The organism is Saccharicrinis aurantiacus (assembly GCF_947489045.1).
Taxonomy (GTDB): Bacteria; Bacteroidota; Bacteroidia; order Bacteroidales; family Marinilabiliaceae; genus Saccharicrinis; species Saccharicrinis aurantiacus.
In genome coordinates this window covers 40316-65734 of sequence record NZ_CANLCN010000017.1, presented here as the reverse complement: position 1 = coordinate 65734, position 25419 = coordinate 40316, and the positions used below count along the sequence as shown (strand labels likewise).

18 protein-coding genes are annotated in these 25419 nt (G+C 35.4%); 13 read left to right on the top strand and 5 right to left on the bottom strand.

Translation table 11 applies throughout. The features are described from left to right. Positions 1 to 19: 19 nt before the first annotated feature. Entirely contained in the window at positions 20 to 1030 is a 1011-nt protein-coding gene (locus QMO11_RS17180) for a PorP/SprF family type IX secretion system membrane protein (RefSeq protein ID WP_282038688.1), read from the bottom strand. Positions 1031 to 1069: 39 nt separating this feature from the next. Beyond that, on the bottom strand, positions 1070 to 5611 hold the full coding sequence (locus tag QMO11_RS17175; protein WP_282038686.1) for a T9SS type B sorting domain-containing protein: 4542 nt from the start codon (positions 5609 to 5611) through the stop codon (positions 1070 to 1072). 596 nt (positions 5612 to 6207) lie between these two features. Between QMO11_RS17175 and QMO11_RS17170 the strand changes: the two genes are divergently transcribed. Both QMO11_RS17170 and QMO11_RS17165 read left to right on the top strand, forming a co-directional pair. Next, entirely contained in the window at positions 6208 to 6588 is a 381-nt protein-coding gene (locus QMO11_RS17170) for a hypothetical protein (RefSeq protein WP_075602957.1), read from the top strand. A gap of 244 nt (positions 6589 to 6832) precedes the next feature. Next, on the top strand, positions 6833 to 9094 hold the full coding sequence (locus QMO11_RS17165; protein ID WP_282038684.1) for an aconitate hydratase: 2262 nt from the start codon (positions 6833 to 6835) through the stop codon (positions 9092 to 9094). A gap of 783 nt (positions 9095 to 9877) precedes the next feature. Here the strand turns inward: QMO11_RS17165 and QMO11_RS17160 are convergent. Next, the gene (locus tag QMO11_RS17160; protein WP_282038683.1) at positions 9878 to 10576 is read right to left on the bottom strand and encodes a hypothetical protein; all 699 of its coding nucleotides are present in this window, start codon (positions 10574 to 10576) and stop codon (positions 9878 to 9880) included. 494 nt (positions 10577 to 11070) lie between these two features. On the opposite strand from QMO11_RS17160, the gene larE reads away from it, so the two are divergent. Next, positions 11071 to 11886: an ATP-dependent sacrificial sulfur transferase LarE gene (larE, locus tag QMO11_RS17155; protein ID WP_282038681.1), complete on the top strand. Its 816-nt coding sequence runs from the start codon at positions 11071 to 11073 to the stop codon at positions 11884 to 11886. Between the two features lie 64 nt (positions 11887 to 11950). Here larE and QMO11_RS17150 read toward each other — a convergent pair whose 3' ends face one another. Together QMO11_RS17150 and QMO11_RS17145 are read right to left on the bottom strand one after the other, a co-directional pair. Continuing rightward, positions 11951 to 12256, bottom strand: a complete 306-nt coding sequence (locus tag QMO11_RS17150; protein WP_282038679.1) for an STAS domain-containing protein — start codon at positions 12254 to 12256, stop codon at positions 11951 to 11953. 10 nt (positions 12257 to 12266) lie between these two features. Then, the gene (locus QMO11_RS17145) at positions 12267 to 12740 is read right to left on the bottom strand and encodes an Hpt domain-containing protein (RefSeq protein ID WP_282038677.1); all 474 of its coding nucleotides are present in this window, start codon (positions 12738 to 12740) and stop codon (positions 12267 to 12269) included. 241 nt (positions 12741 to 12981) lie between these two features. On the opposite strand from QMO11_RS17145, the gene gcvT reads away from it, so the two are divergent. The 10 genes from gcvT to QMO11_RS17095 all read left to right on the top strand — a co-directional run bounded on the left by gcvT (position 12982) and on the right by QMO11_RS17095 (position 25411). After that, positions 12982 to 14064, top strand: coding sequence for a glycine cleavage system aminomethyltransferase GcvT (gene gcvT / locus QMO11_RS17140; protein WP_282038675.1), 1083 nt, complete (start codon positions 12982 to 12984; stop codon positions 14062 to 14064). 419 nt (positions 14065 to 14483) lie between these two features. Further along, positions 14484 to 15554 carry a 3-phosphoserine/phosphohydroxythreonine transaminase gene (gene serC, locus QMO11_RS17135; protein ID WP_075602951.1) on the top strand — a complete coding sequence of 357 codons (1071 nt, stop codon included), beginning with the start codon at positions 14484 to 14486 and terminating at the stop codon, positions 15552 to 15554. A gap of 67 nt (positions 15555 to 15621) precedes the next feature. Continuing rightward, entirely contained in the window at positions 15622 to 16542 is a 921-nt protein-coding gene (locus QMO11_RS17130; RefSeq protein ID WP_282038673.1) for an NAD(P)-dependent oxidoreductase, read from the top strand. Between the two features lie 163 nt (positions 16543 to 16705). Then, entirely contained in the window at positions 16706 to 17956 is a 1251-nt protein-coding gene (locus tag QMO11_RS17125; RefSeq protein ID WP_282038671.1) for a DUF1015 domain-containing protein, read from the top strand. A 56-nt stretch (positions 17957 to 18012) separates the two neighbouring features. After that, the gene (locus QMO11_RS17120) at positions 18013 to 18714 is read left to right on the top strand and encodes a YggS family pyridoxal phosphate-dependent enzyme (RefSeq protein ID WP_282038670.1); all 702 of its coding nucleotides are present in this window, start codon (positions 18013 to 18015) and stop codon (positions 18712 to 18714) included. Positions 18715 to 18894: 180 nt separating this feature from the next. Beyond that, the gene (locus tag QMO11_RS17115) at positions 18895 to 19881 is read left to right on the top strand and encodes a dihydroorotate dehydrogenase-like protein (protein WP_282038668.1); all 987 of its coding nucleotides are present in this window, start codon (positions 18895 to 18897) and stop codon (positions 19879 to 19881) included. A gap of 116 nt (positions 19882 to 19997) precedes the next feature. Beyond that, positions 19998 to 20927 carry a hypothetical protein gene (locus QMO11_RS17110; RefSeq protein ID WP_282038666.1) on the top strand — a complete coding sequence of 310 codons (930 nt, stop codon included), beginning with the start codon at positions 19998 to 20000 and terminating at the stop codon, positions 20925 to 20927. 289 nt (positions 20928 to 21216) lie between these two features. Continuing rightward, positions 21217 to 22794: an arylsulfatase gene (locus QMO11_RS17105; RefSeq protein WP_282038665.1), complete on the top strand. Its 1578-nt coding sequence runs from the start codon at positions 21217 to 21219 to the stop codon at positions 22792 to 22794. Positions 22795 to 22813: 19 nt separating this feature from the next. After that, the gene (locus QMO11_RS17100; RefSeq protein ID WP_282038663.1) at positions 22814 to 24355 is read left to right on the top strand and encodes an arylsulfatase; all 1542 of its coding nucleotides are present in this window, start codon (positions 22814 to 22816) and stop codon (positions 24353 to 24355) included. Positions 24356 to 24433: 78 nt separating this feature from the next. Next, positions 24434 to 25411, top strand: coding sequence for an HAD family hydrolase (locus tag QMO11_RS17095; protein WP_282038662.1), 978 nt, complete (start codon positions 24434 to 24436; stop codon positions 25409 to 25411). Positions 25412 to 25419 lie beyond the last annotated feature (8 nt).

The following is a 25419-nucleotide window of genomic DNA, read 5'->3' as shown; positions in this document are numbered from 1 at the left end:
CTAAAGCAATATAGCAATACTACCAACTTAAACCTTTATATCGCGACTTCTTATTTTGTCGTGCAATTGAACAAGGGATAGCTCCATTTTCTCGTGATGTGCAAAAACTATAACGAAGTAACAATTGGTAAGCACTACCATAATCAAGTTGAGCACCCGTTAAGCCTAACTGATACTCAAAACCAAAACCAATCTTTTTATAATTAATTCCGCCTGTTACCCCTAAACCTAAACTTTTCCCTATTTGATAATCGACATTATGCCTGTACGAAACTAAACTCCACAAAGTATAATCGGGATCAGGCGTTGGGAAGGTACCCTTAAGCGTTAAATCAAGGCGCTTATCTAAAAGTGTATTTTGACGATACATTACAATTGGTTCTAGATAAATATCTCTATCCACAATTTTATACATCGAACTTGCGTAAATATGAAAATCAATTGGCTGCTCAGGTTCCTCGGGACTCATAAATAAGGGGTTGTTCTGATCCAACATATTAGTTACAGAAACCCCTAATTGATAATCGTCGTACTTATAAATTAAACCTGCATTAAAATTAAACCCCCATCCGCTATTAATTCCTCCTGAAATAGCAGGGTCGTTTGCCCCTGGTAATCCAAATCCGGACTCATCAATTTTAGTTTGTTCTGCCGTAAAACCCAAACCAAATGCAAGAGATGAAATATGATGACGTGTTTTTGAAAGCAACACTTCGTAGGAGAAAGCCTGGTGCAAACCTAGCTCCCCCATATTTCCATTTCTATCATTATATACATAACTACCAAAACCCAACTTACCCGTTATTGGACCCTGAAAGTTTATAATTTGAGTGGTAGGTGAATTATCCATACCTAGCCATTGATTTTGATAAAAAGCTCCAATATTATAGCACGATTTATCGACCCCTGCACTAGCTGGATTCATTAAAAACATATCATAAACATATAAATTTGTGATATAATATTTCTGTGCCGACACAGACATCGACATTAGACAAAAAAATAATATGACTTGATAGTGCCTTTTCATTTGGTTGGTGATTGTATTGTGTTTATGGTTGGTTAATAATTATCTTTTTAAAGTAAAATGCCCTTTTAAAGCTTTTTTCACCTCTACTAATTCCACTACATACCAGTAATCATCAGTTTTTACTGGCTGCCCTAAATACCTTCCATCCCAACCTGGGGCAGAAGCTTTATATTTAATAAGGAGTTTACCGTAGCGGTCGTAGATTTTAATGATACTATCTGGGAATCGATCAATTCCATCAATCTCCCAACGATCGTTTATACCATCATTATTTGGTGTGAAAAATGGAGGAACCTCAACATCAAACGCATTGTTCATACTAAAAGCATTTTCAGCAGTACATCCATTTCTGTCTATTACATATACGGTATAATCTCCATTTTCTAAGGATTTAAAGACATTCTCATTTTGAGGGAAACCATCGTTTAGACTGTAGGTGTAAGGTATTCTACCTCCCTCAGCAAAGACTACAACTTGAGCATAGATACTTGTATCAAGCCTCGCAATTACAGGCGACTCATAATGTACAATATTAGCAGTATCAGTATGTATATAACACTCATCTGATACTTCAACTATATATTGCCCTGCCTCTTCAACCGTTTTTAGTTGCGATTCATCACCATCGTTCCATCTATAACTGATAAAATCAGGCCCTGCATCAAGCTCTATAATCTCAAACTCACAAACTGTTGTATCTGATATTAACTTTGGACCTTCGTAAGCTTTATGTTTTACTGATTTGGTTGCGAAGCCGCTACAACCGTTCCCATCACGCACGGTAACCATATTAACTGTATCTAATATAGTTGGATAAATCACTTGTGTACGAGCGCCTGTATGCCATAAATATGAAGCATAACCACTACCTGCATCTAACTCCTCCAATGAAAGCATTGGGCAAACAATGGCATCAGGACCTAAGGATACTTTTGGAACAGGAAACCAATTCACCCTTTCTTGAACACGTGTTGTACATCCTTCAATATTAATTGCATCGAGCCAATATGTTCCTGGGTTTACTTTTATTGAAGTAGTACTCTCGCCTGTAGACCATGAATATGTATTGGAAGCACTTCCATTTACACTTAAATACATATCTTCCCCAGCGCACGCCTGTGTATAATCTAAAGTAACCACTGGTAATTGATTTAAAGTAACATCGATATCATCGCTCGCCTCACAGCCATTTAAATCTGTAACCTTTAGAGTATTGGTGCCAGAGGTTACAACTTCTAGCTGATGCGTATTCAAAAGTGGATCGTTATTCCACTCATAGGCATTATATAGATCATCCACTTCAATTGTATATGACGCGCCGCAAAAATCAACATCATCACCTAAACTAAGGACTGGCAATGGCAAGCTACTTAGCACAATATCATCTTGAGCTTCACAACCATTTATATCCTCAACCTTTAACAAATAAGTACCCGCAACATTGGTGATATAATCTGAATTATCAGCAACTTCAATATCTCCTGTAGCTTCTACCTTAAACCACTTATAACTATTAACTGGCGAAACTGGGTTAGTTAGCGTAACCGATGTTCCTAAACAGCTTGGTATATCATTTCCTAAATCAACGTTAACAGGAGATACCATAGAAGTTGTAACTTGGTCGGTATCAGAACAGCCATTTTTATCGTAGGCTGTTACAGAAAAATCACCAGCTACATTAACACGCATTGAAGCTGTATTATAATCATTTTCTCTTACTCCATTACTCCAAACCAAATAATCGAACACTGCATCTCCATCCGTAAAATTAGACACTTCAATATCTACAGAGCTTCCATCACAAATATTAAAATCATTAACTAAAGTAACTGATGGGTTAGCATACTCAATCACATCAACTTCTGTTCGCTTAGAACAACCCGCAAAAGTTGCCTCAACAATATAACTTCCAGCCCCTGTTGAGGTAACCCTATTTTGATTGCTCGATACATTCATATCTACACCATCTTTATACCAGACATATGAATCATATCCACCTGAAGCTACCAATTCAACCGTATTACCTTGACACAAATTTCTATCGGGTGTAATTGTTGGAGCAGGTGTATTCGTAAATGCAACATTAACGCCATCTGAAACAGGACATCCATTATTATCTAAAGCATTTACAATATAGTTTCCGTTATTATCGCTACCTGAATTTACTATCTCGTAAATATGTTCAGGGCTTGGAGTTGGTAATATCACCTCATTTGTTGTACCCTCTTTAATAAACGACCATTGGTAATTTGAGTATAGGTTAGGCTCTTCTATTTCTAAAGATACCCCTGCACACTCTTCCCTATCTTCACCTAAATCAATAGAACTTGGGGCGTACCAAGATAAACTACCTTGACCTGAAGCCTCACAACCTAAATTATCTATTACTGTTAAAGAAACATTACCTGGAGAGCTTAGTACAAAACTACTAGCCGTAGATCCATCATGCCATAAATAAGTATATCCTGTACCTGTAGGAGCTGTAAAAGTTCCTGCCTCCCCATCACACAAGATTTGATCTAACGATGCAATAACAGGAAGCGCATTTACAGTTATTGTAAATACCTGTGAAGCCATACAGCCTTCAGCATTCCAAACCCTTATGGTATAATCGCCCGATCTTTCAGGTATAATGAAATTTTGAGTTAAATCAGAATTTAAGATTCGCCCTTCAAATTCCCACTCGTATTTTTCAGCTAAGCTTGTATTTGTAACCACTTGTCCTGCACATACCGATGTTTTATCAAGTGTTATAAGCGGTAAAGGCAAAGCCTCAACTAAAACATCATCAGAATTCATACATCCCAACTCATCAGTAACCTCAACACTAATGGTTTCCGATGAACCAACCGAGGTGGTTACAGTGGTACTATTACCTGTGGCATTATTGCTCCAATTATAATTTTGATAGCCTGCTTGCGTTGTAAGTGTTACCGTTTCTCCCGGACAAACTTCAACATCATCACCAAGATCAACTTCTGGTAGCATAAAATCCACATCTATACTATCTGTAATTTCACAACCTCCCAATTGAGTTTCTGCTGTTAACCAATACCTACCCGATTCAGTAACTTGAATTGTAGGATCAGTTGAGATAACGGCTCCATTAGATGCCTCTGAATGCCAATGATAAGTATCCATAGGCGCACTAGCGCTTAACTCAATAGCATTACCAACACACTCCTGCGTTGGTCCTTGAAGTTTCATTCTACCATATGAAGAGAAGTAACCATAACTCACACTACCAGGGCCACTGCTAGGGTCATTCTCATCGAGAACACTTAAATGAAACAATCCATTGGTATTTTGAATAGTATAAGGTACTCCGGTTGTAATGTTTAAATCGATAATGGCAGAATACCAAGTATCATCGCTATCGCCAGAATCAGTACCCGCAACTTTGTGCCAGCTTAAATTACTAATATCATCTACAACATTATTATTCTCATCACGCATTATAAAATGGTTCAAATCTTTTTCCTTTGCCAAAATCTGAACCCAAAATAATCGTGCAAATATTCTTGTGAAGGATACAAAAGAAGAACCTGTACATTCGATGGTAGGTAGCAAAGCCGAGCCAAGCTCATTGGCTGTTCCGTTACCATGAACGTTAACCAAACCACATAACTGATAGGCATATATAGGTTTTGTTCCTCTAATATGAATTGCATGATTGGTAATATGAAAACTCTTCAACTCACCTTTATTTAAACTAGCTACTTTAGAATTGTCCCCATCAATAAAAATATGAGTGTTATCTTCAGTGGCAAGTACATAAACCTTTTGAGTTGCGTTAGTCTGATCACTAGTTTTAACGGCAATATATTCATAGCCAATAACTGATGTAGGAATCATTTGGTCTCCAATAAGATCATGCGGGTGGCTTGATTCATTCACAGAATCATCAGAAATAGTTACTGCTATATTTTTATCCGCTTTAATATAAGTACCTGCTAAAGAGGCTTTATGACTAATATCTCTATATTCTATACAGTAAGTCTGACCCTTATTTAGATTGATAGTATAGGGTACACCTGCCTTATGCCCTGTAACATTTACTTTGGGAATAATTGTTACAATGGTATTATCTTCAGTTGCTACGATATCTGCTTTTTCGTTAGCCTCTCCGTTATACCCAGGCCAGTTTTGATAATCATCTTGGGAAACCACGAAGAATTCCTTTCCTAAGGCATTTTCCCCTTTAAGCGTAAACTTATCAGGGTTACCCTGATTGGCAACTTCGTAATAAACCGATACATTTTCAGTAGATTCAATAAATAGGCCTTTATTATTTACCTTATCAACAGGAAGATTCTCAACATCTGTTTTTTTTACAACAAAACTAAACTGACTGTTCTTAGAAACTTTTTCTGTTTGCTTTTTAAAGTTTGCATTGGCAGGCATAGAAACACTAACCTCAGCATCCTTATCGAATGCTGTTACTCGAATAATTAAGGGATCATCACCATGCAGATGTGTAATATCAGGTGCTACAAACCAAAATTCTTTATCATTCTGAGAATAAAGAGTAATATTTAAACTTAATAATATTAAAAGCGCAAAAAAATGTAAACACTTCATTGTACGGTATATTTAGGTTATAAATTAGCGTTTATTTTAACTTACATAATACAGGCAAACCCTGCATTACATCACCTACACCTTTGTGTGAGGTTTGATAAAAGAAGTTTTAGTTTTGACAAATCGCTATTTTCATTACACGAACGCCATTTCTCTTTTGTACATAAAAACTTTACTTTAGGTTACACTCCTTTTAATAAACTTTATCAACAAAACACAACAACGAGCACATAAAACTCTGTGCAAATGAAGCTTAGCAAGCATTTAATTATTTAATATTATTTTCAATTAAATGGTAAAAAAAAACTACTCTAGCTTACACTAATTACCCAGATATTTACACGAACATGCGATAAAACATCATAACTACACAATTCAAATCGTAACATTAATTTCAGTTTATCGTAACACGCTTATAATGAAATCGGATAAAATTGAAATATTGGCACGTTACTTGAGTAATAGTTTATAACACTTTGTGAACTTAACTACATTAAAACGACACTCAACTAAGTAATGAATATGGATTTGTTACAAGATTAGTTGGCCAATATGCAGAATAGAAGATTGAATTAAGAACATAAAACATTATCAATATGAATGCAGTTATTAAATTAGAAACCCCGTCTGCAGAGAGCATCTCTGCTCAGGAACTAGATCGTCTGCAGGAACGTAATCAAAACATTATTGAGTCTATCAAACTTGAAAAAGGTGATGATGCTTTTTTCTATAGGATGGAATACGTAGATAATGGTGATATATTGGGTGTTTTATATGTTGAGGGAGGTAAAATAATTACCGGTTACGGCTTAATCCCTGATTTAACTACAAAGATCATCTCAGGCCATGCCGATTTAGAATATGTGGGCAATCATTTAAAACAATCAAAAAATTCTGTAGATCACAAAGAATTAATTAAGCTTAGTGTTCAATCAAACGAGCCGTTTATTATAGTTTGGAAAAAAGCAAAAAGCTAATTATTCCCGCTTCAATACAACTTCGCTACAAATAATCAATTACCTCATTAAAGCTTTAAACATTTTGTTTACAAAGTGGTTATAACGGTGTGCAAAAATAATTAGTTATTAAGTGTAATATATAAATATGACATATCGCACTTATTTTCTATTTTTTCTTAATTTTGCTCGAGTGTAACATTATAGTGCGCTATAAATAAGCACAGCTTTAAACAAAGTACATAATACTTAATAAGAAATTGATATGGCATTTGACATTGAAATGATTGAGAAGGTTTATAAAGAAATGGGAGAAAAGGTGAATAAAGCCCGCACCCTTCTTGGTAAACCCCTAACACTTACCGAAAAAATTCTTTACGCTCACCTTGCTGAAGATACTACAGAGGCCTACAAAAGAGGCGAATCATATGTAAACTTTAATCCCGATCGTGTTGCTATGCAAGATGCAACAGCACAAATGGCTCTATTACAGTTTATGCAAGCTGGTAAAGACAAAGTTGCGGTTCCTTCAACTGTTCATGCCGATCACCTTATTCAAGCCAAAACAGAAGCTACTGTTGATTTAAAAAATGCCAAGGATACCAACAAAGAGGTTTACGACTTTTTAAGTTCGGTAACCGACCGTTATGGTATTGGCTTTTGGAAACCAGGTGCTGGTATTATTCACCAAGTGGTATTAGAAAATTATGCATTCCCGGGTGGAATGATGATTGGAACCGATTCACACACTGTTAATGCAGGTGGTTTGGGTATGGTTGCCATTGGTGTTGGCGGTGCCGATGCGGTTGATGTAATGGCTGGTATGCCTTGGGAGCTTAAATTCCCAAAACTAATTGGTGTTAAACTTACCGGTAAATTAAGCGGATGGGCTGCCCCTAAAGATATTATTCTTAAGGTAGCAGGTATCCTAACAGTTAAAGGTGGTACTGGATGTATTGTTGAGTATTTTGGCGACGGTGCGGAGTCTCTTTCATGTACTGGTAAAGGTACTATTTGTAATATGGGCGCTGAAATTGGTGCAACTACCTCTACGTTTGCCTACGATAGCTCAATGGAACGTTATTTACGTGCCACTAATCGTGATGATGTAGCTGATGCTGCCAACAATGCTGCCGACGTACTTAAAGCTGATGCTGAAGTTTATACTTCTCCTGAAAAATATTTTGATCAGGTAATTGAAATTAACCTTGATGAGCTTGAACCACACTTAAACGGACCATTTACTCCGGATAAAGCTACGCCTATTAGCCAAATGAAGGCTGAAGCTGAGAAAAACGGATGGCCTTTAAAAGTTGAGGTAGGTTTAATTGGTTCTTGTACCAACTCATCGTACGAAGATATTTCTAAAGCAGCATCTGTTGCTTCTGATGCTGTTGACAAAGGCTTAAAAGCTGCTGCTGAATTCTCTATTACTCCTGGTTCTGAGTTGGTACGTTATACTATCGATCGTGATGGTTTAGTGGATACTTTCAAGAAAATTGACGGTGTGGTATTTGCTAACGCATGCGGACCATGTATTGGTATGTGGGCGCGTATGGGTGCTGAGAAACAAGAAAAAAATACCATTGTACACTCGTTTAACCGTAACTTCGCTAAACGTGCCGATGGTAATCCAAATACATTTGCTTTTGTGGGTTCTCCTGAGTTAGTAACAGCTTTGGCTATTGCCGGAGATTTAGGTTTTAACCCAATTACCGATACATTAACTAATGATAAAGGTGAGCAAGTTAAATTAGAAGTTCCTACAGGAAACGAATTACCAGTAAATGGTTTTGCGGTTGAAGATGCAGGTTACCAAGCTCCTTCGGCCGATGGCTCAGGCGTTAAAGTAATTGTATCTGACGAGAGCGATCGTTTACAATTATTATCTCCTTTTGCCGAGTGGGATGGATCAAATATTACAGGTGCCAAGCTTTTAATTAAAGCTGAAGGTAAATGTACTACTGATCATATTTCAATGGCTGGTCCTTGGTTAAAATACCGTGGTCACCTTGATAATATTTCAAACAACATGCTTATTGGTGCGGTTAACAAGTTTAATGGCGAAACCAACAAAGTAAAATCGCAAATTACAGGCGAGTATAACGAAGTACCTGCTACGCAACGCCAGTATAAAGAAGCGGGTATCCCAACCATTGTTGTGGGCGACCATAACTACGGTGAAGGTTCTTCTCGTGAGCATGCTGCCATGGAGCCTCGCCACCTAGGGGTTAGAGCTGTATTGGTAAAAAGCTTTGCACGTATTCACGAAACAAACCTTAAAAAACAAGGTATGTTAGGTCTTACATTTGCTACAGAAGCCGATTACGATTTAATTCAAGAGGATGATACTTTCAACTTTACTGATTTAGCAGATTTTGCACCTGGTAAGCCATTAAACCTTGAGGTAGTTCATGCTGATGGAAGCAAAGATGTAATTGTTGCCAACCACACTTACAATGCTCAGCAAATTGAGTGGTTTAAAAATGGTAGCGCACTTAATTTAATTAAAAAGCAGAATGCTTAATAGCTGTAAAAGCTAGTAGTTGTTAGTACTTAGTTAGTAGCAAATACCGCTACATACTTCTCTTTAACAATTACACATTCTATTTAAAACATTATATTATTAAGCCCGAGGGAAATTCTCCTTCGGGCTTTTTTTTATCTAAGAACGAAACTCTCTACCAAGAACAATTATACACTCACCAAGAGGCATTATGCACTATCGAAGTAAAAGAACATAGTATAGAAGTATAATAAAGTACAAACCAAGAACAATTATAGGCTCACCAAGAGGCATTATGTACTATCTAGTCAAAAGAATATAGTATCGAAGTAAGACATAGTAAAAACCAAGAACAAAAGTACACCTACCAAAAGAAACTAAGTACAAACCAAGTATTATTATACAAATACGAAGTATGCTCATAGATATATCTAGAGTGCCAATAAGAATCCTAAGTAGCATTAAGAACAATCTAATTACATAAAGACAATTTATGTGAGATAAAAAGCATACATCAAGAACCCTAATGTAAGTCCCATCAAACCCAGGCTACCTCAGTGACCCCACGTGTAGCAAATTAAACCGATGAGTCGCAATTATAAATTCCATAATTCAGAAGCTTACCTATATGGTGACAAGCTCGTATTATTTGAAAGAGCAGTTACCATAAAGTTGAGCCACACAGAGGGCTCGTTCGCTAGCCGTGAATTATAAATAAATTAGTCCCATTAAACCCGAGGTATTTGCCACAAAAAAAGCTTGCACAATTTCTTATGCAAGCCTTAACTAATCCTTAATTAAAAACTACTCTTCAGCTTTACCTTTAGTATTACCCATTGAACTTACAATTTTAGAAAAAGTGTAACGCTCTTTTTTTATAGGGTCAAACTGGTAATAACGTGAGGCAATTTTACAGATACCCATCACTTCAGTAAACACTTCATTAATATCAGCCATAGTATTGGCCGATATTGATTTTGTGTCATTCTTTAGCACTTCTTGGTTTAAGTTGTACTGCTTAAACTGAGAACCATATGCTATGATACGATCAACAAGCGCCTCGTTGGTTCCTTTTTCAATAATTTGCTGCTTCAATTCAGCTGTCATACCTTGTTCTAATTGAGCTAAAAACTGAATAATAGTTTCTTGTTTAGCCATTACTTTATTTAACTGAGAGGGTATGGCCAACTTACCCAATACTAAAGGAGCATCTGCTCCAAAATCAACTTCAATTTGCGTTTTCAGAAAAGAAACATCCCGATTTACTACCCCCTGCAAATTTACTAACTGCATAGTAGCATCTTTCTGCTCTGCATTACTTTGTTTGCCTAATGCGGTAGACATCAATCCCTCTACTCTCGTCAACAAATCAGCACTGTATTCTGGTGTCCACACGGTTCGTACCGTTGATAATTCTTTCACATCTTTATTAAAATGCTGTGCCACTACTAGGCAGCCCATAAGGGTTTCAGACTTGGTAAAAGATGATTTACTTTTATTCATAATTATTGTTTTAGAATAGCCCGAATACAGGCTATTGGGTTAATAAAAAAGCTTTTGCTTTTGTTAATTTGGGTTTAAAAAAAATGTTGGGGAAACATTTACTCAGTGCTTAAACTTTTGCTTGCTACTCAAACACCTAAGGCATGTACTCTATTGAAACTGGTACTGACTTATAAAAAATAAAAATGGGAAATATACTTGAATGGGATGGCTGATTGTTTTGACTTATCATACTAGATATTGATTATGTTTGGGTTAATTTTATACTAAAATAATAAAATAGTAATAAAGTACAAACCTCAATTAAACAACACCTTGCATTAAGCTCCTTTAAATTTACAGTATATATTTGGGCATATACACTGTACATACCACGCCACAATTAAGAGCACGGTAGACGATAGAACTGATAAAATAAATAATCGAAGTCGAATAAAAATGCTACCCTCCAAATTATTCCGTATTTTGGCATTTCATTTGATAATGCAACTACAATGAATACACAAATAAATAAATTACTCACTAAACTTGAAACTTGGTATAAAGCACATCCTAAACTACTAATTGCCCTTTCGGGAGGTGTAGATTCGTGTTTAGCGGCCTATTTAGGGCAGTATTATTTGGGTGCTGAAAATGCCATTGCAGTAATTAGCAATTCGGAGAGCTTAAAGCAAAAAGACTTAATAGATGCCCGAAAATTTGCGGACAGTTACCATATAAAATTAGAAGAAATTAATGCCGGCGAAATTAACGATCCTAATTACGCCGCAAATCCGGTTGACAGGTGTTACTTCTGTAAAACCAATTTATACGATGCCATCCATCACCTGATAAAGGAAAGTTATATAAGCTTTGAAATTGCCAATGGTAATAATTTTACCGATTTAGGCGATTATCGCCCAGGTATTAATGCTGCCAACGAAAACCAAATATTAAGTCCCTTCGCCGATTGTGAAATTACAAAAGAAGACATCAGGCTACTGAGTAAACATTTTAATTTATTTGTATGGGATAAGCCGGCAAGCCCTTGTTTAAGCAGCCGCTTTCCGTATGGTGAAGCTATTACCATTCCTAAGCTTAATATGATAGAACAAGCTGAAGACTATATTAACTCACTTGGTTTTAAAGATGTGCGAGTACGTTACAATAAAGGAACTGCGAGCATTGAGGTACCTAACAATGAAGTTGGTAAGCTTATTGAAAATGAAACTGCCGTTAATGCTCAACTTAAAGCTTACGGATTTACCAACTCAAAAATTGATACCGAAGGGTTAGTATCTGGCAAATTAAATAGAGCTATTGGCAAATAATAAAAAAGGGTTCAGCTATATATTATAACTGAACCCTTGTGCTTTTATAAGGTGATTTGGCACCTTATATTATATCAAATACTTTATCTAGCTTCATTAGCTTTAACAAGTTCAATACATCTTCTTGAATCTTAGATAAGCTAAAAGTGCTATTATTTTGTCGAGCTGTTTTCAACGCTGAAATTAGTACTCCAATACCTGTACTATCAATAAACTTAATGTTGGACAGATTTAAAACAATTTCAGAACCCTCAACTGAAACCTTCTCAGTAAGCTCAGCTTTAATTTGGTCAGCAACCACTGCATTAATCCTGTCTGAATCCTTAACTTGGGCAACAATAACCCCATTTATTTCGTTAGTTTCTATCATCATTTTATTATTAGCTTTTACATAAAACTTGATTCAGTTCAACAGTAACCTCTTCTGTTACTTTCCCAAACTTATTCACAAGTTCCTTAATGGTTCCTATATTAGAATTTACCTTAATCCACTCCATCCGTTTCTCCGGATATTCACTTAAACCTTTACTTAAAGCCTCAAACTCGGTTTTTTCTGAATCAGTACTTATCCCAACCTCATTCAGTTGGTTAATTCTACTTTGCTTGGCTAGTAATTCTAAATTTTTTAAATCAACATTACCCAACTCATTTAAGCCCATCGATACAACAGAAGACTTGGCTTTATGTGCAATTGCGGCAATTTTTAACCAATCGCTTTCTTGCACTGCCTCATCAAAACCATCAATAAATTCAGGGAGTTGGTCTATAAATATATTTATCAATTCTTTAATCAATTCTGTGTCGCCATCTGCAACCTCTTCCAAGTAAGAAAGATTTATCAGATTATATTCCATCTTTAAATAGGCTTAATTTATTTGCGTGTAAAAATAAACGTTTTATTCAGAAACGATTTGTTCAAATTAAGTATTTTGAATTTAAAAAACAATATTTATAACTAATTAACATTTTTTATAAAACTCTAGCTGAATAAGACTCTTAACATTCATACCAACTTAAGTCATATTTGTTCAAAAAAACAATCTCTAAATTTGTCTGTTAAGAACACATTATTTAATCCAAAAAATTAAAAAACTAATGAAAACAACGGCTTTTCACAAATACCACACTGCACTAAAGGCAAAGATGGTTCCTTTTGCAGGATATGATATGCCAATTGAATATTCTGGAATTAATACCGAACACATGCAAGTTCGTAATTCTGTTGGAGTATTTGATGTATCCCACATGGGCGAATTTTGGGTTAAAGGACCTAATGCACTTGCATTTATACAAAAAGTTACCTCTAATAATGCTGCTACACTTAGCATTGGCAAAGCACAATACTCATGTTTCCCTAACGGAAAAGGAGGAATTGTTGATGATTTAATAGTATATAAATACAGCGATGAAAAATACCTATTGGTAGTTAATGCTTCTAACATTGAGAAAGATTGGAATTGGTGCGTGCTTCAAAATACAATGAATGCCGAATTACAAAATGCTTCCGACGATATTTCTCAACTAGCCATACAAGGACCAAAGGCTACTGAATTATTACAAAAACTTACGGATACTGATTTATCTAATATTCCGTTTTACAATTTTGAAGTTGGCACATTTGCGGGTGTTGATGAAGTAATAATTTCTAACACAGGCTATACAGGTGCAGGCGGTTTTGAATTATACATGTATAATAAGGATGCATCTAAAATTTGGGAGGCTTTATTTGAGGTAGGCGAAGAATTCGGAATACAAGCAATTGGATTGGGAGCAAGAGATACCCTCCGTTTAGAAATGGGATACTGCCTTTACGGTAATGATATCGACGATACTACATCACCACTTGAAGCTGGATTAGGATGGATTACTAAGTTTACTGATGAGAAGGACTTCATTGATAAAGAGTTTTTAAGCAATCAGAAACAAAGTGGTATTACCAAGCGATTAAAGGCTTTTAAAATGATCGATAGAGGAATACCACGAAAAGACTATGAGATTGTGGATGCAGATGGTAATAAAATAGGAATTGTTACTTCAGGAACACAATCACCAGTACTACAACAAGGCATTGGCTTAGGTTATATTTCTACTGAATATACCAAAGAGCATTCTGAGATTTATATTGCTGTTAGAAAGAGAAAACTGAAAGCAGAAATCTGTAAACTACCTTTTATTTAGAGTTCAAAAGAAGGAAATGATGGTCTGGTTAAAAAAATTAAAGTTTTTTTTCTTTAATTAATTATGCCCTTGAATAATTATGACTTTTATCACATAGTTCTGACTTGCAATTTTTTAGTAGCAAGTAATTGAATGCAAATATTAATAAACTGATACTAAAAAGCCTAATTAACTAACAGAGTGCAATAATGTTTTCGCTTTGTTTACTAGATTTTAGTTCATTAATTTTTTACTTTTGCACACTTAAAATTAAAAGCACCTATTAAATAGGTGTAAAATTTAATGTAAAATTAAATATGCTTTAAGGATACTTTGATAATATGCACTGTTCTTTACTGCTCATTTAAATATAATGTAACAGTTCCCCGCCTTTGCAAATGAAAGCTCAGGCCTGTGACCAACAAATAAAAATTAGAAACATGAAAAAGCACAATTTTTACGCCGGTCCTTCTATTTTACCGGAATACACTATTAAAAATACTGCGGATGCAGTTTTAAATTTTGCAGGAACAGGATTATCTGTAATGGAAGTATCCCATCGTTCTAAAGAATTTGTAGCTGTAATGGATAACGCAATTGCGCTTGTAAAAGAATTGCTTGATGTTCCGGCTGGTTACCAAGTGGTTTTTGTTGGTGGTGGAGCAAGTACTCAATTCTGCATGGTTCCTTATAACCTAATGAATAAAAAAGCGGCTTACTTAAACACTGGTGCTTGGGCAGCAAAAGCTCAAAAAGAAGCGAAGTTGTTTGGTGAAGTTGTTGAGGTTGCATCTTCAAAAGATAAAAACTACAATTATATCCCTAAGGGATTTGAAGTTCCTTCTGATGCTGATTATTTACACATTACAACTAACAATACCATCTATGGTACAGAAATTAAAACTGACTTAGATGTAAATGTGCCAATAGTTGCAGATATGTCTTCTGATATTTTCTCTCGTCAGATTGATATTTCAAAATACGACATTATTTATGGTGGTGCTCAAAAGAACTTAGCTCCTTCAGGTGTTGCTTTTGCCATTGTAAAAGAAGATGCTTTAGGTAAAGTTGATCGTCAAATTCCAACAATGTTAGATTATAGAACTCACATTGGTAAAGAGTCTATGTTCAACACCCCTCCTGTTCTTCCTGTATTTGCAGCGCAACAAACACTACAGTGGTTAAAAGACCAAGGTGGTATTGCAGCTATGAATAAGAAAAATGTTGAAAAAGCAGCATTATTATACGATGAGATAGATAGCAGCAAATTCTTTAAAGCTACTGTTGAGGCTGAAGAAGATCGCTCTTTAATGAATATCTGTTTTGTGATGAACGATGAGTACGTAGAGCTTGAAAAAGACTTTATGGAGTTGGCCACAGCTAAAGGATGTGTTGGTATTAAAGGTCACCGTTCTGTTGGTGGTTTCCGTGCATCTACTTACAATGCTTTACCAAAAGAAAGTGTTGAAGTATTAGTTGCCGCAATGAAAGAATTTGCATCTAAGCACTAGAATATATTAATTGAAGATGGTTTATAACAACCATCTTCATTTCTTACCTGATTAAATCAAAAAGAAAATGGCTAAAGTATTAGTAGCTACAGAAAAACCATTTGCAAAGGTTGCTGTAGAAGGAATTAAAGAGATAGTTGACAAAGCAGGTTTTGAATTTGCTTTACTAGAGAAATATACTGACAAATCAGAATTATTAGAAGCTGTTAAAGATGCAGATGCTTTAATTGTTCGTTCTGATAAAGTTACACAAGAAGTGGTTGATGCTGCTTCAAACCTTAAAATTGTAGTACGCGCAGGTGCTGGATATGATAACCTTGATTTAGCGGCTTGTACTGCTAAAAATGTGGTTGCCATGAATACGCCAGGGCAAAACTCAAATGCTGTTGCTGAACTTGCATTCGGAATGATGATTGCTATGGCTCGTAACGCATACAATGGTACTGCAGGAACTGAGTTAAGAGGAAAGAAAATTGGTATACATGCCTATGGAAATGTAGGTCTTTACGTAGCTAAAATTGCTCAAGGAATGGGAATGGAAGTTTTTGCTTTCGATCCGTTTGTTGACGATGCTGTAATTAAAGCTGATGGTGTTACTCCTCTTGCTTCAATGGAAGAGCTTTATTCTACTTGTCAATATGTATCATTACATATTCCTGCAACAGAAAAAACAAAAGAATCTATCAACTACGATTTATTAAAAACGATGCCAGCCAATGCTGTTTTAGTTAACACTGCTCGTAAAGAAGTAATTCACGAAGCTGATATGATTAAATTAATGATGGAAAGAGAAGACTTCTCTTACATCTCTGATATTGCTCCTGATAACAAAAATGATTACGCTCCATTTGGCGGAAGATTTTTCTTTACTCCAAAGAAAATGGGTGCTCAAACTTCAGAAGCAAATATCAATGCAGGTGTAGCTGCTGCTAACCAAATTGTGAACTTCATCAATAATGGAGACACAACTTTTAAAGTAAACAAGTAATAGAATTGCTTTATAATATTTAAGGCTGTTGAATTTTCAACAGCCTTTTTTTATGCTTAAAGTCATCGTTTTTTCACAATTTCATCTGATAATTATCAGCAACAACATAACTCAACTCTTAATATATTGTGGTAATCAACTAAAAAACTAAAATCTATTTATTATGGCAATAGTTAAACCATTTAAAGGATTACGTCCACCACAAAATATAGCACAAGATTTGGCTTGTTTACCATACGATGTAATGAACCGTAATGAGGCTAAAAAAATGGCCGAAGAAAAAGAGGTTTCCTTATTACATATTACGCGAAGCGAGATTGATTGCTCTGACGAAACAGATATCCACTCTAAAGCAGTTTACGATAAATCTATTGCTAATTTTAAATCCTTCCAACAAAAAGGATGGTTGGTGCAAGATACAGAAGCCAAATTCTACATCTATGCACAAACTATGAATGGCAGAACGCAATATGGTATTGTTGGTGCCGCTGCGGTTGAGGATTATATGAATGGCATTATTAAAAAGCACGAACTTACTCGTAAAGAGAAAGAGGAAGATCGCATGATTCATGTAAGAATTAACGATGCCAATATTGAACCTGTGTTTTTCACATATCCAGCTGTAGCCGAAATTGATGAGCTAGTAGCTGAGATTGTAAACTCACAAAAACCAGAATACGATTTCGTGGCTGAAGATGGCTTTGGTCATCACTTTTGGGTGATAAACAATCAGGTAACTAACAATAAAATAGAAACCCTATTTGCTACAAAGGTGCCTGCTACCTACGTTGCAGACGGACACCATAGAACAGCTGCCGCAGCACTTGTTGGAAATGAAAAAAAGAAACAGAACCCAAACCATAAAGGTGATGAAGAATATAATTTCTTTTTAGCCGTGCATTTCCCAGATACGCAGTTAAAAATAATCGATTACAATAGAGTTGTAAAAGATTTAAACGGACTCTCAAAAGAAGAATTCATTAATAAACTTGCTGATAAATTTGAGCTTAGTGAGGCCACTACAGAGATCGTAAAACCATCTAAGCTACATGAATTCTCTATGTATATTAAAGGAGAATGGTACAAGTTATCAGCAAAAGAAGGTACTTTTAACAACAGTGATCCAATAGGCGTACTAGATGTTACCATACTTTCAAACCTTGTTTTAGATGAGCTTTTAGGCATTAAAGATCTAAGAACGGATAAACGAATAGATTTTGTTGGAGGAATTAGAGGTCTTGGTGAATTGGCAAAACGAGTAGATTCTGGAGAAATGGAAGTGGCCTTTGCCATGTATCCTGTATCCATGCAACAATTAATTGACATTGCAGATACTGGTAATATTATGCCTCCGAAAACAACCTGGTTTGAACCGAAATTACGATCGGGATTAGTAATTCATAAATTAGACTAATTAAAGTAGAAAATGCATTTAATAAAAAAGAGAGGACTGTTGTTCTCTCTTTTTTTATGGAATATTGTAATTTTGTAGAAACAAAGATTCATAAAATGTCGATAGCAAATAATATAGAAAAAATACAAAATACCCTCCCCTCTACCACCACACTTGTTGCCGTGAGTAAAACAAAACCCAATAGTGATATTATTGAAGCCTTTAATGCTGGTCAAATCATATTTGGTGAAAATAAAGTACAGGATTTAGTTGCCAAATACGAAGTGTTGCCAAAAGATATAGAATGGCATTTCATTGGACACCTACAATCCAATAAAATAAAATACCTTGCTCCCTTTGTATCTTTAATTCATGGAGTCGATTCTTATAAACTACTTAAAGCTATCAATAAGGAGGCTGTAAAAAACAATAGAACCATTAACTGCTTGCTTCAAGTACATATTGCCGAAGAAGATACAAAGTTCGGTTTCTCAGTAAATGAGATCACTGAATTATTAGAAAGCGGCAGCATCAATGAACTAAGCAATATAAAGATATCTGGCTTGATGGGAATGGCAACCAATACAAAAGATGAACTACAAGTAAGAAAGGAATTCTGCTCTTTAAGAGATACTTTCAATAACTTTAAGCAAACGTATTTCAGTAATAACGAGCATTTTAAAGAAATATCAATGGGCATGTCTGGCGATTACCAACTTGCAATTGAATGCGGTAGCACAATGATTAGAGTAGGCAGTTCAATATTCGGAGCCAGATAATTAGCAAATTAAGAAGGGCGTAATTATAATACATCCTCAACATAATCGAGTGTTTTACATAAAGAATACTTCTAGTTATAAAAAGAATTTTACCTCTTTAATATTTTATCTGCAAGTCAGGTTATTAGTTTTGAAAAACAATTATATTTGTTCAATTAGTTAACATCTCAAAAATATTCCATGTCAAATTTAAATACAACATACCTCGGCTTAAAGCTTAAAAACCCAATTATTGTAAGCAGTTCTGGTTTAACCAAAGGCATTGATCAGATAGAAAAAGTTGTGAATGCAGGAGCAGGAGCAGTTGTTTTAAAATCTTTATTTGAAGAGCAAATTAACCACGATATCAATAAACAAATCTCTAACTCTGGTGATGTTGATTACCCAGAAGCTCACGATTTAATTGCGGGTTATACAAAAGAAAATTCAGTTGGCGATTATCTTAAGTTAATTAGCGATGCTAAAGCAAAATTTGATATTCCAATTATTGCAAGTATCAATTGCTTCTCATCTGACGAATGGATTGACTTCGCTAAAAAGGTTGAAACCGCTGGTGCTGATGCAATAGAACTTAATGTGCACGTGGTTAACACTGACAAAAACGTTGAAGCTTCAATTATTGAAGGACTATATTATACCATTGCGGAAAATATCCGAAAAGCGGTATCTATTCCTATCGTATTTAAACTTGGTGATAACTTCATCAACTTGGTAAGCGTTATCAATAAATTAAGTATAATTGGTATCGATGGAGTAGTTTTATTCAATCGCTTTTACCAACCAGATATTGATATCAATAAATTATCAATAACCTCAGCTTCTGTATTTAGCTCACCCGCTGACATAAGAAAATCATTACGTTGGGTCGCTATTGTATCAGATAAGGTTGACCAAATTGACATATCAGCTTCTACAGGAAACCATAATGGTGAGTCTGTCATCAAACAAATTTTAGCTGGTGCCCAAACCGTGCAAGTATGTTCGGCCATTTATAATAACGGCGCCAAGGTTATTTCTGAAATGCTTAATGAATTATCATTTTGGATGGATGAAAAAGGCTACAAAACAGTTGATGAATTTAAGGGGCTACTTAGTTATAAAAACATACCTAACCCTGCAGTTTATGAACGTGCACAGTTCATGAAGTATTTTTCATCAATGGAATAAAATAATTCTAAATAAAAATACACCTAAATGAATCAAAAATAGAATCGTTGCGTATACTTCATTCGTTTACAGTGGATATCTAATACGATCTTATAAAGATGCTTAAACTATCTAATATGAAAATGCGAATAAAGCACCTATTTATTGTATCTCTTGGTTTTGTTGTTGTGGCAGGCTTGATGAGTTCATGTCAATCGAGTGGAACAAAAACAAAAGGAGCAGAAGAAAAGTTAATTGAATCAGCATCAAAGGTAGATGCTCAATTGATGGAGAATTTCAATAAGTCAAAACTTATTTTCTACTCCCTGCCCTCTCCTCTTGAAACAGCAATGCTTATAAAGAAATCAGGTGCTCGTTTTGATGCAGATATTCTAAATCCAACAAAAAATGCTAGCAAATACAGCACTAATTTAAAGATGGCTGTAAACTTAGGTATTTATGGTGCAGATTTGAGCTATACAAGTTTATTTGATCAAACACAAAGCTCTATTCAGTATATGGCTGCAAGTAAAAAGCTGGCAGATGGTTTAAATATTTTAGATATCATTGATGAAAATACATTAAAAAACATTGAAGAGAACATGAATAATAGAGATGCAATTATTGATATTGTATCCGAATCATTCATGAACTCTCACTCATACTTAAAAGAGAATGATAGACCAATAATTTCAACCGAAATTTTAGTTGGTGGATGGATTGAAGGCTTATACCTAGCAACTTCATTAACCAATGGCTCTATGCAAAACAACAAACGCTTATTGGATAGAATTGTATATCAAAAGCTTTCTTTAATAACAGTGATAAACTTAATTGAGTCGCATGATGAGAATGAGGATTTAACATATTTGAAAAATAAAATGCTTGAATTACAGGATATTTTTGAGCAAATAAAAATTGTAAATACCTCTAATGTAATTGCAGAAACAGATGCAAGTAGAAGAACAACAACCATAAAGGCTGATTCTGAAACCTATATTTCAGAAGAGACCTTTAAACAATTAATTAATAAAGTGTCTGAAATTAGAACTGAGTTTATCTCATAAAAAGATAACAACACATGATAAGTTAAACCAGTGGAGTATTACTTCACTGGTTTTTTTATGCGTTTATTTTATACAAATTATTGTAGAAGGTCACATTAATTTAAAACACAATTAATCATAAATCCTGAACAATACTTCATTTATTATGTTTACGAATTGAGCTATTTATTAGTAATAAGTAATTTACACTATCATCTTATACTTTTTATTTATAAATTGATATTCAAATAATCTGAAATTTCAGATTGTTATTAATGCTCATAATTCTCTCACTTAAACTATAATCAAAATGAAAACAAGGAATTTCGCTCAAAGATGGATTGCATCCGCGTTTCTTTTGGCTGTATCGGTAGCATTTGTGCCATCGCATACCGAAGCACAGAAGAAAAACAAGAAACCAAATATTCTTATTATTTGGGGTGATGACATTGGTATCGCTAACATCTCGGCATACACAAAAGGTATGGTAGGTTACCAAACACCTAATATTGATAGAATTGCTAACGAAGGTATGATTTTCACAGATTACTATTCAGAACAGAGTTGTACTGCAGGTCGTTCTTCATTTATTTTAGGTCAGAGTGTTTTCCGTACAGGTTTGAGTAAAGTTGGCCTACCAGGAGCTAAAGAAGGAATCAACGAAAAGGATCCTACAATTGCAGAGATGCTTAAAGAGGAAGGATATAGCACCGGTCAATTTGGTAAAAACCACTTAGGCGACAAAGATGAGCATTTACCTACAAATCATGGTTTCGATGAGTTTTTAGGAAATTTATATCACTTAAATGCCGAAGAAGAACCTGAGTTACCCGATTATCCTGACCCAAAGAAATATCCTGATTTCAGAAAAAACTTTGGACCTCGAGGAGTAATACATTCAACTGCTGATGGCAAAATTGAAGATACAGGCCCTCTTACAAAAAAAAGAATGGAAACCATCGACGATGAAACCGTTGCGGCAGCTAAGAATTTTATCAAAAAAACTGTAAAAAGTGGCGAGCCATTTTTTGTTTGGTGGAATGGCACTAGAATGCACTTTAGAACTCATGTAAAAGAAGAACACAGAGGTATATCAGGTCAGAATGAATATGGTGATGGCATGGTAGAGCATGATATGCACGTAGGTGAGTTACTTGATTTACTCGACGAACTTGGCATAGCCGATAACACCATTGTTCAATATGGAACTGATAATGGCCCGCATAAAAACTCATGGCCCGATGCTGCAGTTAGTCCTTTCAGAGGTGAAAAAAACACCAACTGGGAAGGCGGCTGGAGAACCCCGTCAATGGTTCGTTGGCCAGGCCATATTAAAGCAGGTAGCATTTCTAACGAAATAATGAGCACCATGGACTGGTTCCCTACCCTTCTTGCAGTTGCAGGAAATGATAATATAAAAGATGAATTATTAAAAGGTAAAAGTGCAGGCAACAAAAATTTTAAAGTCCACTTAGATGGATATAACTTCTTACCACATTTAACAGGAGAAGTAAAAGAGGGCCCCCGCAGAGAAATTTTCTATTTCTCAGATGATGGTGATTTAACAGCACTTCGCTACGATGATTGGAAATTTATTTTTATGGAACAACGCACTGAGGGAACATTAGCTGTCTGGGCTAATCCGTTTACACCTTTACGTGTACCATTAATTTTTAATTTAAGACGTGATCCTTTTGAAGAGGCTACCATTACCTCTAACACCTATTACGATTGGTTACTGGATCATGTATTTTTACTTGTTCCTGCACAAAAAGTTGTAGGTCAATTTTTAGGTACATTCGAAGCTTACCCTCCTAGAATGGAAGCTGCTAGCTTTAGCCTTGATAAAGTGATGGACAAACTACAAGAAAATAGTGGCTCAAAATAAAAATCTAACTTTTTTAATTATGAAGATTAACTCAAAAATTACATTAGTAACTGCGGCACTATTCGCAGTTACATTTCTGCTTACCGGTACGGTAGAAGCCCAAAAGAATAAGAAAAAGCCCAACATACTAGTTATTTGGGGCGATGATATCGGTTGGGCTAACATTAGCAAATACAATCATGGCATAATGGGGTATAAAACGCCAAACATTGATAGAATTGCTAACGAAGGTGCTATGTTTACCGATTGGTATGCACAACAATCTTGTACAGCCGGTCGTGCTGCATTTATCTTGGGGCAACACCCATTCCGTACAGGTTTATTAACTATTGGCATGCCAGGCTCAAAGCAAGGTATTCAGGAAAACCAAGCTACAATAGCTGAGTTACTTAAACCCCAAGGTTATACTTCTGGTCAGTTTGGTAAAAACCATCTTGGAGATAGAGATGAGCATTTACCAACAAATCATGGATTCGATGAGTTTTACGGTAACCTTTATCACTTAAATGCAGAGGAAGAACCTGAAACATATTATTATCCAAAAGATCCTGAGTTCCATAAAAAATATGGCCCTCGTGGTGTGTTGCATTCATATTCTGATGGTAAAGTAGAAGATACTGGCCCAATGACGCGTAAAAGAATGGAAACTGCCGATGACGAATTTACCGATGCTGCTATAGCATTTATCGAAAAAGCACATAAACAAGGTCAGCCTTTCTTTGTATGGCTTAGCGCCACCCGTATGCATGTTTGGACACATCTAAAAGAAGAAAGTATAGGGGTAACTGGTATTGGTTTATATCCTGATGGAATGGTTGAGCATGACAAACAAATTGGTCGTGTTTTAGCTAAGCTTGAGGAATTAGGTATCTATGACAACACCATGATTATGTATTCTACCGATAATGGTGCTGAAAAATTCACATGGCCTGATGGAGGAACAACTCCCTTTGCTGGCGAAAAAGGAACCACATGGGAAGGTGGCTTTAGAGTACCTTGTTGTATTAAATGGAATGGTGTTATTGAGCCTGGTACAATTTCAAACGACATACATTCACATGAAGATATGTTACCTACAATTCTTGCAGCAGCAGGAGTTCCCGATATTAAATCAAAACTATTAAAAGGTTATAAGGCTGACGACAAAAACTTTAATGTTCATTTAGATGGTTATAACTTAAAACCACTCTGGAGTGGTGAAGTTGAAGAAAATCCGCGTAAAGAGATCTTTTATTTTGATGCAGGAGGAAACTTAAATGCAGTCAGATATAATGATTGGAAACTACACTTTACAATAATGGAAGGTGCCATTAACGAAGCATACCGCAAAACTCCATCGTGGCCTATTGCTATTAATTTACGAGCAGATCCATACGAACAATCTTTTGAATCAGCAATGTACATTAGATGGTTTGCTGATAATATGTGGCTTTTCGTACCTGCACAAGATGTAGTTGGCAACTTCTTAGCTACATTTAAAGAATATCCACCGGTAAGAGGTTCTTCATTAGGAGTTGATCAGGTTGTCAAATCACTTACATCACACCCTGGTGCTCAATAATTCTTTTTAACAAAACAAAAAGTGGCTGCATTTTTGCAGTCACTTTTACCCACTTAACACATGCTAAAAACAAAAACAATGCACAGAAATCTGATTATCATCACAATAATAAGTTCAATCGTTTTTTCATGCAATACCTCCACACCTAAAACACTGCAAAACAACCTGTCTAAATGGAATGATACACCAATAAAAAAAGAGATTATTGAATTTGTTAACACGGTTACCAATATTAATAATACCAACTACGTATCTCCTAAAGAACGAATAGCTGTTTTTGATAATGATGGAACTTTGTGGAATGAAAAGCCATTATACATCCCACTTGAATTTGAATTAGATTATATCAAGACACATTATAGTGAGAAACCCGAATGGAAAAATGATGAATTCTTTTCGAAACTTGCCAATGACGATCTATCACCATTTAAAGAATACTCCTCTATTGATCTTATCCAAAAGTTATTCGGCGCCCATCAAGGTCAAATTGAAACCGAGTACAAACAGAATGCTTACGACTTCTTAAGCAACAAAAATCATCCAAAATTTAACCGACCTTTTAAAGAAATGATCTATTCTCCTATGGTAGAATTGGTAAAGTACCTTCAAGAGAATGAATTTAAAGTATTTATTGTAACAGGTGGAGAAATTACCTTTGCACGTACCGTATCCGAAGAAATCTACAATATTCCTATGGAGAATGTAATTGGAAGTAATGTGGGAATGGAATATGTCAACGATACTTCTGATCCCTATATCATACGCACTAACGAAATAAAATCGGCAAACGATAAACATATTAAACCCACCAACATAGAATTACACATAGGTCGCAAACCTATCTTTGCCGCTGGCAATAGCAACGGTGACTACGAAATGATGGAATATACCTTATCAGGTCAAGGTCCTTCAATGGCAATTTTAGTAAATCATGATGATGCAGATAGAGAATATGCATACATGCATGGCACTGAAAAAGCCATAGCTGATGCTCAAGAAAAAGGTTGGCGTGTGGTTAGTATGAAAAATGATTTTAAAGAAATTTTTTCTAAATAGATACTGTA

What these genes read in the sequence shown, in the direction of transcription:
- QMO11_RS17125 (WP_282038671.1), top strand. Translation starts at nt 16,706, where the DNA reads ATGGCAATAGTTAAACCATTTAAAGGATTACGTCCACCACAAAATATA.
- QMO11_RS17175 (WP_282038686.1), bottom strand. Translation starts at nt 5,611, where the DNA reads ATGAAGTGTTTACATTTTTTTGCGCTTTTAATATTATTAAGTTTAAAT.
- QMO11_RS17100 (WP_282038663.1), top strand. Translation starts at nt 22,814, where the DNA reads ATGAAGATTAACTCAAAAATTACATTAGTAACTGCGGCACTATTCGCA.
- QMO11_RS17115 (WP_282038668.1), top strand. Translation starts at nt 18,895, where the DNA reads ATGTCAAATTTAAATACAACATACCTCGGCTTAAAGCTTAAAAACCCA.
- QMO11_RS17105 (WP_282038665.1), top strand. Translation starts at nt 21,217, where the DNA reads ATGAAAACAAGGAATTTCGCTCAAAGATGGATTGCATCCGCGTTTCTT.
- QMO11_RS17120 (WP_282038670.1), top strand. Translation starts at nt 18,013, where the DNA reads ATGGAATATTGTAATTTTGTAGAAACAAAGATTCATAAAATGTCGATA.
- QMO11_RS17150 (WP_282038679.1), bottom strand. Translation starts at nt 12,256, where the DNA reads ATGATAGAAACTAACGAAATAAATGGGGTTATTGTTGCCCAAGTTAAG.
- larE (WP_282038681.1), top strand. Translation starts at nt 11,071, where the DNA reads ATGAATACACAAATAAATAAATTACTCACTAAACTTGAAACTTGGTAT.
- serC (WP_075602951.1), top strand. Translation starts at nt 14,484, where the DNA reads ATGAAAAAGCACAATTTTTACGCCGGTCCTTCTATTTTACCGGAATAC.
- gcvT (WP_282038675.1), top strand. Translation starts at nt 12,982, where the DNA reads ATGAAAACAACGGCTTTTCACAAATACCACACTGCACTAAAGGCAAAG.
- QMO11_RS17170 (WP_075602957.1), top strand. Translation starts at nt 6,208, where the DNA reads ATGAATGCAGTTATTAAATTAGAAACCCCGTCTGCAGAGAGCATCTCT.
- QMO11_RS17160 (WP_282038683.1), bottom strand. Translation starts at nt 10,576, where the DNA reads ATGAATAAAAGTAAATCATCTTTTACCAAGTCTGAAACCCTTATGGGC.
- QMO11_RS17165 (WP_282038684.1), top strand. Translation starts at nt 6,833, where the DNA reads ATGGCATTTGACATTGAAATGATTGAGAAGGTTTATAAAGAAATGGGA.
- QMO11_RS17095 (WP_282038662.1), top strand. Translation starts at nt 24,434, where the DNA reads ATGCACAGAAATCTGATTATCATCACAATAATAAGTTCAATCGTTTTT.
- QMO11_RS17110 (WP_282038666.1), top strand. Translation starts at nt 19,998, where the DNA reads ATGAAAATGCGAATAAAGCACCTATTTATTGTATCTCTTGGTTTTGTT.
- QMO11_RS17180 (WP_282038688.1), bottom strand. Translation starts at nt 1,030, where the DNA reads ATGAAAAGGCACTATCAAGTCATATTATTTTTTTGTCTAATGTCGATG.
- QMO11_RS17130 (WP_282038673.1), top strand. Translation starts at nt 15,622, where the DNA reads ATGGCTAAAGTATTAGTAGCTACAGAAAAACCATTTGCAAAGGTTGCT.
- QMO11_RS17145 (WP_282038677.1), bottom strand. Translation starts at nt 12,740, where the DNA reads ATGGAATATAATCTGATAAATCTTTCTTACTTGGAAGAGGTTGCAGAT.